The 15465-nt window shown below is 36.0% G+C and carries 15 protein-coding genes; 10 read left to right on the top strand and 5 right to left on the bottom strand.

The features are described 5' to 3' along the window. Positions 1–456: 456 nt before the first annotated feature. Together JCM15579_RS16675 and JCM15579_RS16670 are read left to right on the top strand one after the other, a co-directional pair. Positions 457–2487 (top strand): M3 family metallopeptidase, encoded by a 2031-nt coding sequence (locus tag JCM15579_RS16675; protein ID WP_054721855.1) that lies wholly within the window; start codon positions 457–459, stop codon positions 2485–2487. Positions 2488–2599: 112 nt separating this feature from the next. After that, positions 2600–2974, top strand: a complete 375-nt coding sequence (locus tag JCM15579_RS16670) for a winged helix-turn-helix transcriptional regulator (protein WP_054721852.1) — start codon at positions 2600–2602, stop codon at positions 2972–2974. Here JCM15579_RS16670 and JCM15579_RS16665 read toward each other — a convergent pair. The 5 genes from JCM15579_RS16665 to JCM15579_RS16645 all read right to left on the bottom strand — a co-directional run bounded on the left by JCM15579_RS16665 (position 2950) and on the right by JCM15579_RS16645 (position 6292). Then, positions 2950–3459 carry a lactoylglutathione lyase family protein gene (locus tag JCM15579_RS16665; protein ID WP_054721918.1) on the bottom strand — a complete coding sequence of 170 codons (510 nt, stop codon included), beginning with the start codon at positions 3457–3459 and terminating at the stop codon, positions 2950–2952. The two genes, JCM15579_RS16670 and JCM15579_RS16665, sit on opposite strands and share 25 nt — an antisense overlap. A gap of 269 nt (positions 3460–3728) precedes the next feature. Further along, complete coding sequence (locus JCM15579_RS16660) at positions 3729–4364, bottom strand: flavodoxin family protein (RefSeq protein WP_054721850.1); 636 nt, start codon at positions 4362–4364, stop codon at positions 3729–3731. 89 nt (positions 4365–4453) lie between these two features. Continuing rightward, entirely contained in the window at positions 4454–4996 is a 543-nt protein-coding gene (locus JCM15579_RS16655; RefSeq protein WP_054721848.1) for a hypothetical protein, read from the bottom strand. Beyond that, positions 4983–5504, bottom strand: a complete 522-nt coding sequence (locus JCM15579_RS16650; RefSeq protein ID WP_054721846.1) for an RNA polymerase sigma factor — start codon at positions 5502–5504, stop codon at positions 4983–4985. The genes JCM15579_RS16655 and JCM15579_RS16650 overlap by 14 nt, the downstream gene beginning before the upstream one ends. Before the next feature lie 77 nt (positions 5505–5581). Next, positions 5582–6292 carry an XRE family transcriptional regulator gene (locus tag JCM15579_RS16645; protein WP_054721844.1) on the bottom strand — a complete coding sequence of 237 codons (711 nt, stop codon included), beginning with the start codon at positions 6290–6292 and terminating at the stop codon, positions 5582–5584. A 72-nt stretch (positions 6293–6364) separates the two neighbouring features. On the opposite strand from JCM15579_RS16645, the gene dinB reads away from it, so the two are divergent. The 8 genes from dinB to rimO all read left to right on the top strand — a co-directional run bounded on the left by dinB (position 6365) and on the right by rimO (position 15317). Continuing rightward, complete coding sequence (dinB, locus tag JCM15579_RS16640; RefSeq protein ID WP_054721842.1) at positions 6365–7579, top strand: DNA polymerase IV; 1215 nt, start codon at positions 6365–6367, stop codon at positions 7577–7579. An 82-nt stretch (positions 7580–7661) separates the two neighbouring features. Beyond that, entirely contained in the window at positions 7662–10610 is a 2949-nt protein-coding gene (locus JCM15579_RS16635; RefSeq protein WP_054721839.1) for a DNA polymerase III subunit alpha, read from the top strand. Between the two features lie 362 nt (positions 10611–10972). Beyond that, positions 10973–11878: a YitT family protein gene (locus JCM15579_RS16630; protein WP_054721837.1), complete on the top strand. Its 906-nt coding sequence runs from the start codon at positions 10973–10975 to the stop codon at positions 11876–11878. A gap of 280 nt (positions 11879–12158) precedes the next feature. Next, positions 12159–12401, top strand: coding sequence for a 50S ribosomal protein L28 (rpmB, locus tag JCM15579_RS16625; RefSeq protein WP_054721835.1), 243 nt, complete (start codon positions 12159–12161; stop codon positions 12399–12401). Between the two features lie 14 nt (positions 12402–12415). Further along, positions 12416–12598: a 50S ribosomal protein L33 gene (gene rpmG / locus JCM15579_RS16620; RefSeq protein ID WP_054721833.1), complete on the top strand. Its 183-nt coding sequence runs from the start codon at positions 12416–12418 to the stop codon at positions 12596–12598. Between the two features lie 9 nt (positions 12599–12607). Next, positions 12608–12763: a DUF4295 domain-containing protein gene (locus tag JCM15579_RS20095; RefSeq protein WP_083464733.1), complete on the top strand. Its 156-nt coding sequence runs from the start codon at positions 12608–12610 to the stop codon at positions 12761–12763. A gap of 160 nt (positions 12764–12923) precedes the next feature. Then, positions 12924–13874, top strand: coding sequence for a signal recognition particle-docking protein FtsY (gene ftsY / locus JCM15579_RS16615; protein ID WP_054721832.1), 951 nt, complete (start codon positions 12924–12926; stop codon positions 13872–13874). A gap of 144 nt (positions 13875–14018) precedes the next feature. Further along, positions 14019–15317, top strand: coding sequence for a 30S ribosomal protein S12 methylthiotransferase RimO (gene rimO, locus JCM15579_RS16610; protein ID WP_054721829.1), 1299 nt, complete (start codon positions 14019–14021; stop codon positions 15315–15317). The last annotated feature ends 148 nt before the right edge of the window (positions 15318–15465 follow it).

Raw genomic sequence — 15465 nt, 5'->3', positions numbered from 1 at the left:
TTAGTAAGAAATTATCGTACCCACATGGGAAAGCGAAAAGAATTGGGTGATTTAGGGAAAAGAGGGGCAATGAAAGAGTTGAATGTACCAGAGAATGATACAAGCAAATCAGCTTTTTTGTGTAATAATCTTAAGTCTTTCATAATGGAATTCATTTGGTTATTAAGTTTCCCCCTAATAAAACCAAGTCAAATATAAACATTCTTTTGGGATTTAATTCATTGCAAACAAGATTATTGAGAGTGTGTAGTCTGTCGAAAACTTCCGAGATTAATATTTGAATTGAAAAGCTTTTATGATTGAGCTGTGTAATGTGTAGAAAATAAATGATATATGACTGTTTTGTATTTGAAATTATAATGTTTGTTAAAATTTTTCAAATAAGATTTTTTCAGCCCTGATTTTGTATGTTCAATTCTTATCTTTGTTTGAGAAATTATTAAATCACGATATATTATGAGTAAAAATCCTTTATTAGAAGAATTTTCAACACCATACCAATCTGTTCCATTCGATAAAATTGAATTGGAGCATTACATGCCAGCCTTTAAGCAAAGTATCGAAAATGCCAGAACGGAAATTAATGCGATAGCCAATTCTACTGAAGAACCAACTTTTAAAAATACCATTGAGGGTCTTGAATATTCGGGGCAGCAACTGGATAGAATAGGCTCGGTTTTCTTCAATTTAAATCATGCCCACACCAATGATGAAATGCAGGCTATGGCGCGTGAAATATCACCTATGCTTACCGAATTTTCAAATGATATTATCATGAATGAGAAACTCTTTAAAAGAGTGAAGCAGGTGTACGAAAAAAGAGATGAGTTTGATTTAAATGTAGAACAAACTAAGCTTTTAACAGATAGATACAAGTCTTTTGTTAGATCAGGTGCTGATTTGGATGAAGAGAAGAAAGGGAAAATCAGAGAAATCTCGAAAGAACTTTCAAAATTAACCTTGCAATTTGGCGAGAATGTTTTGGCAGCAACCAATAATTTTGAACTTCATTTAACGAAAGAGGAGGATGTTGCAGGCCTGCCTGAAGGAATTCTTGAAGCTGCATCGGCTTTAGCCAAGGAAAAAGAGAAAGAAGGATGGATCTTTAACCTTCAATTTCCTAGCTATGTTCCTTTTATGCAATACGCCGATAAGCGCGAATTGCGTGAGAAAATGTTCAAGGCCTATTCTTCGCGATGTTTTAACGATAAATTCGACAATCAAAAGATCATTCATCGCATTGTGGAATTGCGTTTGGCAAAGGTTCACCTATTAGGTTACGAAACCTATTCGGATTACGTGTTGGAGGAAAGAATGGCAAAATCGGCAGACAATGTAATCAAATTCTTAAATGAACTTTTGGATGCATCAATGCCAAAAGCGCAAGAGGAATTTAAGGAGTTGCATGAATATGCAAAATCGCTTGGGGCAGATTTCGATTTGCAAAGATGGGATTGGGCCTACTATGCTGAAAAGTTAAAGACCGAGAAATTTGATATTAACGATGAAATCACTCGTCCTTACTTCGAGTTGGAGAGGGTGAAAAAGGGAATTTTCGATTTGGCTACAAAATTGTATGGCATTCAGTTCAAGTTGAATACTGATATCCCTAAATATCACGAAGAAGTGGATGTATACGAAGTGTCAGATCAAGAAGGAAACTTTTTATCGCTATTTTATGCCGATTTCCACCCAAGAAGCACCAAACAAGGTGGTGCATGGATGACTTCCTTTGTAGATCAGTACATGAAGGAAAATAAGGATTACAGACCACACATTTCAATTGTATGTAACTTTACTCGTCCGACCGAAACCAAACCATCTTTATTGACTTTTAATGAGGTAACCACTTTCTTGCACGAGTTTGGTCATGCATTACACGGTATGCTTTCGAAATGTACCTACAGTGCTTTGTCGGGAACCAATGTGTATCGTGATTTTGTAGAGTTGCCATCGCAGTTTATGGAGAACTTTGCTTTCCGTAAAGAATGGTTGGACGAAGTTGCAGCGCATTATAAAACAGGAGAGAAAATTCCTCAGGAACTGATTCAGAAAATTATTGATAGCAGCAATTTCTTAAGTGGATATGGCTTTGTTCGCCAAATAAGCTTTGGTTTAAATGATATGGCTTGGCATAGTGTAAAAGAGCCAATTACGAATCCAGTGGGAGAGTTCGAAGACCAGGCAATGGCCTCAACTGAATTATTCTCTAAAGTGAACGGAAGCTGCATGAGTACCTCATTTTCACACATTTTTGCAGGTGGTTATGCTGCTGGATACTACGGTTACAAATGGGCTGAAGTGTTGGATGCTGATGCTTTCGAGGCATTTAAAGAGAATGGCATTTACGATAAGGCAACAGCCGATGCTTTCAGAGAAAATGTTTTGGAAAAGGGCGGAAGCGATCATCCGATGAATTTGTACCTGAAATTCCGCGGAAAAGAACCATCGATCGATCCTCTATTGAAGCGCAGTGGTTTGAAGTAGAGTAGATTAAAAAACTGTAATGATAATCTTAAATCGTCACTCTATTAGTTATAGACTGGCGATTTTTCTTTGCCAGCAAAAGCTTATATTTGTTATCAAATAAGATTCGACTATGACCAAAGATTGTTGCAACTCAAAAATCATCAATTACGAGGGAAAGAAGTTTGTTTGTTCTCTGGCCTTTACTTTACAATTGATAGGTGATAAGTACAAATCGCTTATTTTGTTTCACTTGAAAGATGGTGAAATGCGTTCAGGTGAGTTACAAAAAAGCATTCATGGTATCTCTAATCGTATGTTTACCTTCTCGATAAGGGCTTTGGAGCGTGATGGTTTGGTAAGTAGGGAGGTTTACCCTGAAGTGCCACCAAAAGTCGTGTATGGATTAACTGAGGCGGGAAAAAGCATTATCCCCATCATTCTTGAACTGGATCAATGGGGACAAAATTTTGCGAAAGAGAATTACTTGTACGCTCCTGGTGAATAATGAAGTTCGTAGGAGTGGGAATAGATTTCGAATACTACTCCGAATGGATCTTCTACATAACACATACGGTATGGTTTATCACCTGGATAATATTCGCGAATAGGCATACGCTGTTTTCCTCCATGTTCAACGATTTTTTGAACCAATTCTTCTACATCCGGATCCTGAACCGAGAAATGAAACAATCCAGTTTGGAATGGATTGAATTCCGGAGCTTTTGGTTGACTTTCTTTGAATTCGAATAGTTCAATTCCAATGCGATCGCCTGTTGAAAGGTGCGCAATGCGGAAACTGTTCCATCCTTTGCCAAATACATCGATACACATTTGTCCAATTGCTGTCTCATTTTCTTCCAAGACTTCGGTTGGAGGCATAATTACATAAAAACCCATTACTTCGGTGTAGAATTTCACTGCCTTGTCCAAATCAGGCACTGTAATCCCAATATGGGAAAAGCTCTTTGGATAAACTTTTTGATCTTTCATCTCTGTTGTTTTAGTTTGTGCATCAAGCGAAAAACAAAGGCTGATGCTCATTAGTAAAATTAAAATTGCTCTCATCATTCTTGTTTGAAATACGCTGCAATGTTAGAGCTAAAGAGGAAAGAAATCAATATCGCACAGAGCTGAAATATGGTTACATGGATGTGTAGTATGTTGAATATCAACAAGTGTGGTGGTTGTTAATGATTTGTTAATCGCAAAAAAGCTGACAATTATAAATTGACAGCTTCTTCTATAACAATGATATGCCTTTACCTCACAAAATTGGTAAGTATTTTTCTTTCTTGTTCAGGTGCTTCTACTGTTTCTTTTCCATTTTTCATTACTTCCATTAGGTAAGCCATATTTTTACCCAATACCCTCATGATTTGAACCCCTTCTTCATCCTGATGAACTTGACCCGGCATTAATCCATGAATCACATTCCAATAGTTCGATGTTGGGATCATCATTTCCGAATAAGTCAGGTAATTGTTCAATTCATTAAAAACAGGTAATCCACCTGAACGACGAACGGCTGCGACTGAAGCACCTACTTTATGACGGAACAATGATCCGTTAGCACCAGCTACATAAAATGCACGATCGAGGAAGGATTTCATTCCGGCACTTAATGATGAATAGTGTACTGGAGAACCAAGAATAATCCCATCGGCCTCCTTCATTTTCTGAATCCAAATATTCACATCATCATTTTTGATGACACACTTTTCATCTCTATTTTTAAAGCACATATTACAGGCCGTACATGCTTTTACATTTTTTATACCAACGTTTACAATTTCGGTCTCGATACCTTTTTCTTCCAACTGTTCACACACTAATTTTAATGCATGATAGGTGTTGCCTTCTTTTTTTGGGCTACCATTAAATGCGACTACTTTCATTTGCTTGTGTTTTTTTGATTGATAATGCAAAGGTAAGCTTGCAATTGTTTAGCTTGTTTTAATGAGATGTTAAAAAATTACCTGGAGGTTTAATTACCCTCAATTTCGGCAATATTTGCCAGTGCATTATCGCGAAGTGGTTTGTATTTAAAATACCAAATTATTAGACCTATGATGATTGCAAGCGTAAAAACCGAAAAGAAAACAATTTGAGATTCAATAGTATTAAATAATGGTTGAGATCTGAGATTAAAACTGGCATTCATTAAAAAAACAGCAAGAAATATCAGGATGCTCTTTTTTCGGAATGGATGATACCTTTCTGCTGCTTGCTTTAACATGAGAAGGGTAGGCAGCGAGTAATCAACATTTTTGTATTCTTTTTGGTAGCTTCCAAATACTAGTGCAAATATTAAAAATGCTGCTACAAGGAGCAGTCCTGCAATCAAATCAGTAAGTTCTTTTGTGTCAAAATAGTGTATAAAGGCAATGATCGTGTAAAGTGGGATGAAAATCCAATAAACAATCTTCATTCGTTTGCATAGGTTAGAATAATTGCTATCCTCCTTTTTAAGTTTTCCTAATAATTGATCCAGATTAACTTTTTCGTTCTTTGCTTTATTTAAGTTCATGCTTACCTCCTGTTAATTTGTTTTTTAATTGTGTTTTAATGCGGTGAATTTTCACCTTCACATTGGGTTCATTAATGCCGATCACATCTGCAATTTCTCTCATGCTTAATCCTTCAAGCATAAGAGATATTAAGGCTTTGTCAATCACAGAAAGCATATTTAGTTCATTTTGAAGTTGGTTGAATTGCTTTTCTTCTTTTCGCTTGATTTCCAAATCTTCATTGTCCAGAATAGAACTTAGATTTTGCGTATCGGTGTTTATTATTAGCTGCATTTCTCTGTAGCTTTTGCCTGTAAAGCTTAGCGATGTGTTAACAGCTACACGATAAACCCATGTGCTAATTGCCGATTTTCCTTTAAATTGATCCAAACTCTTCCAGATATTAATCAGTACTTCCTGATACATATCTTTTTGATCTTCGGCATTCGAATTATAGTAACGACATATCCGCTGTATTCGATCACTATTATCCGATAGAATTTGATTAAATAGATCTTCTTTTTTCAATGTGAGTGTGTTTTGTTCTTTATCTATTTAGTAAGGGAGGAGTATGATTAGTTACACTTTTTTTTTGATTTTTTTACTTATAAAATCTCAAAGCCATTATAAGTCTCAAATTTCCAGATCTCTACTACTTTCCCAATTTGCAGTTCATAAGGTTTATAATTTCTGTTTGAAGAAACCAATAGGAGAGATTGATTTTTCTCAAGTTGCTTGTATACCACTTTAAATACGATACCATCCTCCTGGGTAACAATAATGCAAGGCGTGCCGTCTTTAATCGTTTCCCAGTTTTGAATATAAGATGCCGTTACCCACGATCCTTCGGGAATGGGAAGCATGGAATCTCCTTCAATTTGAAAAGTTCTGTAGGTCTTATTTTTGGGCAAGAATGGGAGAGAGAATTTTGGTAGTGATTCTATAAAATCCAAATCGCCATAGCTATTTGTATAGCCAGCTTGTGCTTTTAAGGGAACCATTTCTATATTTTCTTCTCCATCCTGATTTACCGATATGGTAAGCAAACGAAGTTTTTTGCCAGTTACATCAATGTCAAATCCATCTTCGATCTGTGAAAGCTGAAATTCCGATAATTCCTGCAGGTTATACCTTATTAAAGCATCAATGGAAACATTAAAGTATTCAGCGAATTTCACCAGTACTTTAAAAGGTGGTTGAACGCTTTTTTCATAGCCAGCTAGTGTGGTTCTTGTAATCTCCAATTGTTCAGCCAAATCGGCTTGCGATTTTCTTCTTCTCTTGCGAAGGAACTTGATATTATCTGCAAAAAACATGCTTTTTTCTTTCAAAGATAAGGAGAATAGACTAAATTATTGACAGGATTATGACGAAAATATCGACATCTAATGAAAAGGACAATATTGCATATGGATTTAGACACATTTTTTGTGTCGTGTGAGAGGTTGTTGGACAGTAGATTGGAAAATCGACCGGTCTTGATAGGGGGAACATCAGATAGAGGAGTGGTAGCCGCTTGTTCTTATGAAGCTCGTGCATATGGCATCCATTCTGCCATGCCCATGAAAATGGCGCGCATGCTTTGCCCGGAAGCTGTTGTGATTAGGGGGAATAGTGGAACTTACAGCGAATATTCCGATCATGTAACAGAAATCATTAAGGAGCGTTCGCCTTTGTTCGAAAAATCATCGATTGATGAATTTTATATGGACATAACAGGAATGGATCGCTTTGTAAAGGAAAGTTACATGTGGTCAAAGGAACTGAGAGAAAAGATCATGAAGGAGACTCGTTTACCCATTTCCTTTGGTTTATCTACCAGCAAAACGGTTTCTAAAGTGGGAACAGGTGAGGCCAAGCCCAATAATCATATCAATATAGAATCAGGATATGAAGTTCCATTTTTGGCTCCACTTTCCATTAAAAAGATTCCTATGGTAGGCGATAAAACTTACCACAAGTTGCGAAGTATGGGAATAGAAAAAGTACGAACTGTACAAGAAATGCCTATGGAGCTAATGGAACGCGTACTGGGGAAAAATGGGCAAGTGATTTGGAAAAAAGCACAGGGGATTGATAATACTCCAGTGATTGCCTGGAGTGAGAGAAAATCCATATCTACAGAACGAACTTTTGAGCGAGATACTACTGATGTAGTGAAAATGCGTAGTATTTTGGTTGCAATGGCTGAAAACTTGGCTTATCAGCTGCGAAATGGAAACAAACTAACTGCTTGCGTGACGCTTAAGATTCGCTATTCCGATTTTCAGACTTACACCAAACAGAAGCGAATTCCCTACACATCGCTCGATCACACACTAATCGCTACAGTGCTCGACCTGTTTGATAGAATGTATGAACGTCGGGTTTTGATTCGGCTCATTGGAGTTCGATTTAGCAATTTGGTGGGAGGAACTTACCAAATTCGTTTGTTCGAAGATTCTGAAAAGCTCATTAAGTTGTATCAGAAAATGGACTACTTGCGGAATAGATATGGAAAAAATGCAGTGAAACGAGCCATAGGAATGGATGTAAAAACCATTGGAGGAATGAATCCTTTTAACGGACAAGCTCCAATTATTCCTGCTCACCGTAGACGATAAAACAGTTAGTAATTAATAATTAACAATGAGTAATAGTATAGATAATTGATCATTACTAATTGTTAATTCTTCATTGTATAGCATGTTATTAAATTGCCATTCATATTACAGTTTTAAGTACGGAACTCTTTCTGTAGAGGAGGTTTTAAAGGAAAGCCAAGCGGGAGGACACAATACCATTGTATTGACTGATATTAATAATACAGCCGTGAGTCTCGATTTTGTACGGCAGGCAAAGGTATTTAATGTACGACCGCTTGTTGGAGCAGATATCAGGAATAGAGCGAAACAGCAGTATGTCTTACTGGCCAAAAATGCTAGCGGATTTCGGGAAATTAATGAGTTTTTGTCAGGAAACCTGCATGCCAGTAAGGTATTTGAATCAGAAGCTCCTGATTTGAATGAAGTTTTTGTGATCTATCCATTTCAAAGCCAGTATAGATATCTAAAAGCAAATGAATGCATTGGAATCAGACCACAGGATTTACCTTATTTGCCTTTTTCTGAATGGAAGAATCGCCTAGATAAGCTGGTAATTCTACAAACAGCAAGCTTTCGCAACAAAAAAGATTACAATATTCACCGACTGTTGCGGGCTATTGATAGAAACACACTACTAAGTAAGCTTTCGAAAGAAGAACAGGCGAGTTTTGAAGATAGATATAGAAGTAAGTCTGAACTGTTGGAATTGTATAAAGATTATCCTGAAATTATTGAGAATACAAAAAACTTGTTAGCTGCTTGCTGCATGGACTTTGTGTTTGGAACAAATAAGAATAAACAGGTTTTTCAGCATTCAAAAGAAGAGGATTTTACTTTGCTAAAGCAGAAAGTTTTTGAAGGATTACCTTACCGATACAAAGAGGTGACAGATGAAATTTTAGATCGCTTAAACAAGGAATTAAAAGTGATTTACAAGCTCGGATTTTGCTCCTACTTCCTGATTAATTGGGATCTGGTTCGTTATGCACAAAGCAAAGGATATTACCATGTTGGACGAGGAAGCGGAGCTAATAGTTTGGTTGCTTACTTATTGAAAATCACGAATGTTGATCCAGTTGACTTAGACCTTTACTTTGAGCGCTTCATCAATCCGTTCCGATCATCACCTCCCGATTTTGATATCGATTTTTCATGGACAGATCGGGATGATGTAACACGTTATTTGTTTGACAAATATGGCTGGGATCATGTTGCTTTGCTGGGAAACTTCATCACTTTTAGTCATAAGTCGGCTTTTCGAGAAATTGGCAAAGTGTTTGGTTTGCCCGATGAAGAAATCAGTCGTTTGCAGAAAAATCCCAATCCAGCACAAGCTGATGAGTATGGAAAGTGGGTGATTCGATACAGTCAATATATAAGTGGTTTCCCAAGTCACAACAGCATACATTCTAGTGGAATTTTAATTTCAGATGAGCCCATTAATAACTATTCGGCTACCGAGTTATTGCCAAAAGGTTTTCCTTCAACTCAGTTTGATATGTATATAGCGGAAGATTTGGGCTTGCATAAATTTGATATTCTGAGTCAGCGAGGACTTGGAAAAATTAAGGATACCTTGGAGATCATCAAACAAAACCATGGGGTTGATATTGACATTAACGATACCAAATTGTTCATGGAGGATATCCGCGTGAAGCGCATGTTGAAAAAAGGACAAGCTATTGGTTGCTTTTATGTGGAATCGCCTGCCATGCGCATGCTTTTAACCAAATTGAAAGCAGAAGATTACAAACGCCTGGTTGCAGCCAGTTCCATTATTCGTCCGGGAGTGGCCAAAAGTGGAATGATGCGAGAATACATTATTCGCTTTCAGAATAAGGAAAGGAGAGAACAGGCACAACGCAACTTGCCTGAGTTGTATAATATACTTGAGGAAACTTATGGAGTAATGGTTTACCAGGAAGATGTAATTAAGGTGGCTCATTATTTTGCCGATCTAAGTTTAGATGAAGCAGATGTCTTGCGCAGAGGAATGTCGTGGAAATTTAAACAGCGAAACGAATTTGCAAAGGTGAGAGATAAATTTTTCTCCAATTGTAAAGCAAAAGGATATGCTGATGCAGTGGTGAGCGATATTTGGAGGCAAATAGAGAGTTTTGCCAATTATGCTTTTGCAAAGGGGCATTCGGCCAGTTATGCAGTAGAGAGTTTTCAGGCACTTTATTTAAAAGCATATTATCCTTTGGAATACATGGTAGCCACCTTAAATAATGGAGGAGGATTTTATGCTGCACAACTCTATCTGCACGAAGCGGTAATGCATGGAGCCAGAGTAGAAATGCCTTGTGTAAACCAGAGTTCATGGAAAAATATTATCGATAGAAATACCATTTGGCTGGGATTTTATCTCTTAAGAGATTTGGAACACTCAACAGGCAAAAAATTGATTGAAGAACGCAAGGAGCATGGCAATTTTAAAAACTTGCGCGATTTCGTAAAGCGTTTTCCAATCAGTTTGGAGCAATTGATAATATTAATACGTATTGGAGCTTTTCGATTTACAGGAAAAGGAAAGAAAGAGTTATTGTGGGATGCCCATTTTTTATTAGGGCATAACAAGAAGAACAAACCAGAGAGAACACTTTTTCAGGCAGAGGTAAAGGAATTTGAGTTGCCTGAATTGTGGAAACACAAGCTTGAAGATGCATTTGACGAGTTGGAATTATTAGGATTATCAGTTCAATCACCATTTCGGTTGGTAAAAGGTGATTTGCCTTCCGCCCTAAAAGCTTGTCATTTGCCTCGTTTAATCAATCGCTACATCAGAATTGTTGGTTTTTTAATTCATCGCAAGCCTACAAAAGCCAATAATGGTAAAATTATGTATTTCGGAACTTGGATAGATTTAGATGGACATTGGTTAGATACTGTGCATTTTCCTCCTGTTGCTAAAGGATATCCATTTCGTGGACCTGGCTGTTATGTTATAGAAGGTAGGGTGATGGATGAATATGGGTTTCTAAGCATAGAAGTGAGTAAAATGGAGCGAATGCCAAATGTAGGTATCGATGATGTGGTTTTAGGTTGAAATCTCTCTTTTTGTGATATTTACATGTTCAGTAATTATTCAAATAACGCAAAATTTCGTGATGTGACAACTTGAAACATATATTTAGTATACATAATCGTAGTTTTATATTCTATTTTTTTTGTTCTATTACTATTTTAAAATCAGGAATAATACTTGTACTTGCCTATTCATAAGTGAAAATTTGACGTCTTTTTTAATCGATTTTTGAAAAACTGTTTAAAAAAATATGCCAAACTTTCTTTTAGTTCTGTTTTTCAGGTGTTTGTAAAAGCGAGAAAAAAGGGTAAAAACCTTGCAAATAAAATCGGCGAATCTATTTTTGTCGGCGAATTTTTATCACTTTAACAAACACTATTAAAATGGCTTTTATTACTAAAGAAAAGTTCTTGTCGAATGAATGGTTAACGGCATACACTTACCTGATTTTGGGTAGTATCATTTTTGCTGTTTCTGACATCTTATTTGTTGTACCTTACAAATTGGCTCCAGGTGGAGTTTATGGTATTGCAACAGTACTAAACACTTTGTTTGGCTGGAAAATTAGTTACTGTACTTTTGCAATGGAGGTTCCGTTGGTAATTATTGGTACAATTATTTTAGGTCCTCGATTTGGGATTAAAACCATAGTTAGTATTGCTACGATTTTATTGACTGTGTGGGTAATGGAAACACACATTGTTCCAGGGTATCCAAAAGTGATTGCCGATCCAATGTTGAATACCATTGTGGCAGGTGTTTTCTATGGTATTGCTATTGGTATGATTTTTAAATCAAGAGCCACCTCTGGAGGTTCGGATATCATTGCAATGATTTTTGCAAAATATACGAAGCTGTCATTAGGTAAACTGGTAATGATTGTTGATGGTTTAATTGTATTGTTTACATTGGTACAGCCAACAGAAACAGGAGCAATTGGTTGGGAGTTTGCGATCTATTCACTAATCATTATTTATATTGAGGGTAAGATTATTGATATGGTGGTAAGTGGAGCAAACTATCACAAAACGGTAATGATTGTTTCAGATCAGTATGAGTCTATTGTATCTAAGATTAAAGGAGATTTAAAACGTGGTGCAACCGTTTTTACTGGTACAGGAGCTTATTCGGGTGAAGAAAGAAAAATGGTTTACTCTGTAATGAGTAGAAGAGAACTTGAGATCTTAAAACTTCACGTAAAATCGGTAGATCCTGAAGCATTTGTAAATGTAACCGAAGCAAATGAAATTATTGGTAAAGGATTCAAATCTCTAAATGAGGAAGAATAAATAATAATTCAATATAAATGCGTAAATCCCTCCCAAATTCGGAGGGATTTTTTTATTTTTGCATGTAGGATCACTTCAATTTACAATTCAGATATTTATTGTTTGTTATTCTGAAATCTGGCAGATCATAAAAACGTATTGTTTTTGCAGATTAGCGAGTGATTGAGGCTGATTGAAAATATATCTGTAAAAAGTTGTAAGATAATTTGATTTTTTAGAAAATTATTACGTATTTTGCGACCTGTTTGAAAAGCGTTTAAGGAAAAAAATAATCTGGACTATGTCAAGAGTTTGTCAAATTACTGGAAAGAGCGTAATGGTGGGAAATAATGTTTCTCACTCAAAGAGAAGAACTAAAAGAAGATTCTATCCAAATCTTTTCGTTAAAAAGTTCTATCTTCCTGAAGAAGATCGTTGGATTGAATTGAAAGTTTCTGCTGCCGGAGTACGTCTAATTAATAAATTAGGTGTAAAAGGTGCACTTACTAAAGCTCAAGAAAAAGGATTTATTAAAAATTATTAAAAAAGGCATAGAAAATGGCTAAAAAAGGTAATAGAGTGCAAGTAATTCTTGAGTGCACTGAGCATAAGGAAAGCGGTATGCCAGGAACTTCAAGATACATCACTACTAAAAATAAAAAGAATACTCCAGATCGTATGGAGTTGAAGAAGTACAATCCTATTTTGAAGAAAGTAACCCTTCACAGAGAAATTAAATAATTTTAAGATATGGCTAAGAAAGTAGTAGCAACCCTACAGAAAGGTGAAGGCCGTGGTTACGCAAAAGTAATCAAAATGGTGAAGTCACCTAAGACTGGTGCATACTCTTTTAAAGAAGAGATTGTTCCAAATGAAAACGTAAAGGATTTCTTTGCTAAAAAGTAAAGAATTCATATCATACTGAATTATAAAAGCTTCCCGACTATTTGGGAAGCTTTTTTTTGTGCTTTAAATCAAAACTTTTATTGTTTTATTTTAAAACGTTTATTGTTAATTGTTTGTGTTTACGATTTTTTGTACTTTAGCAGCTTAAAATTTAGAAGAAATGGGATTATTTGGAAGTTTTTCGAAATCGAAAAAAGAAAATCTTAATAAAGGGTTGGCCAAAACAAAGGAAAGTGTATTCAAAAAGCTTTCCAGAGCTGTTGTTGGTAAATCTACCGTTGATGATGATGTACTTGATGAATTGGAAGAAGTATTGATTACTTCTGATGTGGGGGTGGATACAACATTAAAAATCATCGAACGAATTGAAGAGAGAGTTGCTCAGGATAAATTCTTGGGAACATCCGAATTGAATCGAATCTTAAAAGAGGAAATTGCTGCTCTTCTTGAAGAAAACAATAAAGGTGATTACGATGCTTACGAACTTCCAAAATCAGAATATCCATATGTTATCATGGTAGTTGGTGTGAATGGTGTTGGAAAAACTACTACTATTGGTAAACTGGCACATCAATTTAAAAACGCAGGAAAAAAAGTAATGCTTGGTGCAGCCGATACTTTCCGTGCTGCAGCTGTAGACCAGTTAATTATTTGGTCGGAGCGAGTTGGAGTTCCTGTTGTGAATCAGGGAATGGGAGCCGATCCAGCTTCTGTTGCTTTCGAAACCTTAACCAAGGCCAAAGAAGAAGGTTCTGATGTGGTTATCATTGACACTGCCGGACGTTTACACAACAAAATCAACTTAATGAACGAGTTGAGTAAAATCAAGCGTGTAATGGACAGAGTAATCCCTGGTGCTCCAAATGAAATCCTATTGATATTGGATGGTTCTACCGGACAGAATGCATTCGAACAGGCAAAACAATTTACCAAGGCAACCGAAGTAAATGCATTGGCAATTACCAAATTGGATGGAACTGCTAAAGGTGGAGTTGTGATTGGAGTTTCCGATCAGTTTAAGGTACCAGTAAAATATATCGGAATTGGTGAAGGAATGGAAGATTTGCAGGTGTTTAACCGCGAAGAATTTGTAGCTTCATTATTTGATTGAAAAGATCGAACAAAATAATATAAGACAGGCTGCCATTTTTGGTAGCCTTTTTCATTTAAGTAGATTCAAAAATAAATATCTAGATGGTGAAAAGAGTAATTTATCCTATTTTTGCCAAAATTTAATTTGAGATAAGAAGATCGTATGAGTCAAAATAAAATCAACATTATAAGCTTAGGCTGTTCAAAAAACTTGGTCGATACAGAATTGTTAATGAAACAACTCGATGCAAACCAGTTTTCTGTTACCTGTGAAGAAGAGAATAGCGATGCCAAAACCATTATTATTAATACATGTGGGTTTATTGGCGATGCGAAAGAGGAATCGGTTGATACTATCTTGCAATATGTAGAAGCGAAAAAGGATGGTAGAATCGATAAGCTTTTTGTGATGGGATGTTTATCGGAACGATACAGAGAGCAACTAAGTGAGGAAATTCCGGAAGTTGATAAATATTTTGGAAAGTTCGACTGGAAAGGCATGGTAAAAGAGCTGAATAAAGACTATGTTCCAGATTTTAAAAATTTAAGAGTTGTTACTACTCCAAAGCATTTTGCTTACCTAAAAATTTCGGAAGGATGTAATCGCTCATGTTCCTATTGTGCAATTCCAATTATAACAGGCAAACATGTTTCTCGTCCTATCGAAGATATTGTTGAAGAAGCAAGAAATCTTGTAAAAGGAGGAGTGAAGGAACTTTTGGTAATTGCTCAGGATCTTTCTTATTATGGCATCGATTTGTACAAAGAATCGAAATTGGCAGAATTGATAGAAGAACTATCTAAAATTGAAGACTTGGAATGGATCAAGTTGCATTATGCATATCCAACCCAATTTCCTTTCGGGATTTTAAAATTAATGCGTGAGAATCCTAAAGTTTGCCGTTACCTCGATATTGCCTTGCAACATTCAAGTGACAACATGTTAAATTTGATGCGAAGAGGTATAGATCGAGCTAAAACCATTGATCTTATCAAGAAAATACGCGAAGAAGTTCCGGGAATTACGCTTAGAACTACCATGTTGGTTGGCCATCCAGGTGAAACAGAGGAAGATATGGAAGATCTTAAAAATTTCGTTCAGGAAATGAAATTTGAACGTTTGGGCGTATTTCCTTATTCCGACGAAGAAGATACCTATGCTGCAAATCACTACGACGATAATATTCCACAAGAAGAAAAGGAGAGAAGAAAAGAGGAAATCATGCTGATTCAGCAAGACATTAGCATGGAGGCCAACAAAAAACGTTTGGGCGAAGTGTTAAAAGTAGTGATTGACAGAAAAGAAGATGATTATTATTACGGAAGAACCGAATTTGATTCGTACGAAGTAGATCCGGAAGTATTGATTTCTGCAGAGAATGGGGATTTAAAAATTGGAGAATTCTACAATGTTGAAATCACAGATTGTGAAGATTACGATTTGTTTGGAATTGTAAAGTAATACCGATCTTACAAAAATAGAATAAAGACCATCTGTAGAAATACTGATGGTTTTTTTATGTAGAACACTAATCTTTTAATTATTTTAATATATATCAAATCAATTTATAATATATATGATACTAAATTTTAATATATATCAAAATATT

Origin of the sequence: Marinifilum fragile JCM 15579 (assembly GCF_001310955.1) — a bacterium.
Lineage (GTDB): Bacteria > Bacteroidota > Bacteroidia > Bacteroidales > Marinifilaceae > Marinifilum > Marinifilum fragile.
Note: the sequence above shows the minus strand (reverse complement) of the source record. Positions and strands in the feature narration are given on the sequence as shown.

Excerpts from the sequence above, each read along its gene's own strand:
- JCM15579_RS16675 (WP_054721855.1), top strand. The coding sequence starts at position 457 with ATGAGTAAAAATCCTTTATTAGAAGAATTTTCAACACCATACCAATCT.
- JCM15579_RS16670 (WP_054721852.1), top strand. The coding sequence starts at position 2,600 with ATGACCAAAGATTGTTGCAACTCAAAAATCATCAATTACGAGGGAAAG.
- JCM15579_RS16665 (WP_054721918.1), bottom strand. The coding sequence starts at position 3,459 with ATGAAAGATCAAAAAGTTTATCCAAAGAGCTTTTCCCATATTGGGATT.
- JCM15579_RS16660 (WP_054721850.1), bottom strand. The coding sequence starts at position 4,364 with ATGAAAGTAGTCGCATTTAATGGTAGCCCAAAAAAAGAAGGCAACACC.
- JCM15579_RS16655 (WP_054721848.1), bottom strand. The coding sequence starts at position 4,996 with ATGAACTTAAATAAAGCAAAGAACGAAAAAGTTAATCTGGATCAATTA.
- JCM15579_RS16645 (WP_054721844.1), bottom strand. The coding sequence starts at position 6,292 with ATGTTTTTTGCAGATAATATCAAGTTCCTTCGCAAGAGAAGAAGAAAA.
- dinB (WP_054721842.1), top strand. The coding sequence starts at position 6,365 with ATGAAAAGGACAATATTGCATATGGATTTAGACACATTTTTTGTGTCG.
- JCM15579_RS16635 (WP_054721839.1), top strand. The coding sequence starts at position 7,662 with ATGTTATTAAATTGCCATTCATATTACAGTTTTAAGTACGGAACTCTT.
- JCM15579_RS16630 (WP_054721837.1), top strand. The coding sequence starts at position 10,973 with ATGGCTTTTATTACTAAAGAAAAGTTCTTGTCGAATGAATGGTTAACG.
- rpmB (WP_054721835.1), top strand. The coding sequence starts at position 12,159 with ATGTCAAGAGTTTGTCAAATTACTGGAAAGAGCGTAATGGTGGGAAAT.
- rpmG (WP_054721833.1), top strand. The coding sequence starts at position 12,416 with ATGGCTAAAAAAGGTAATAGAGTGCAAGTAATTCTTGAGTGCACTGAG.
- JCM15579_RS20095 (WP_083464733.1), top strand. The coding sequence starts at position 12,608 with ATGGCTAAGAAAGTAGTAGCAACCCTACAGAAAGGTGAAGGCCGTGGT.
- ftsY (WP_054721832.1), top strand. The coding sequence starts at position 12,924 with ATGGGATTATTTGGAAGTTTTTCGAAATCGAAAAAAGAAAATCTTAAT.
- rimO (WP_054721829.1), top strand. The coding sequence starts at position 14,019 with ATGAGTCAAAATAAAATCAACATTATAAGCTTAGGCTGTTCAAAAAAC.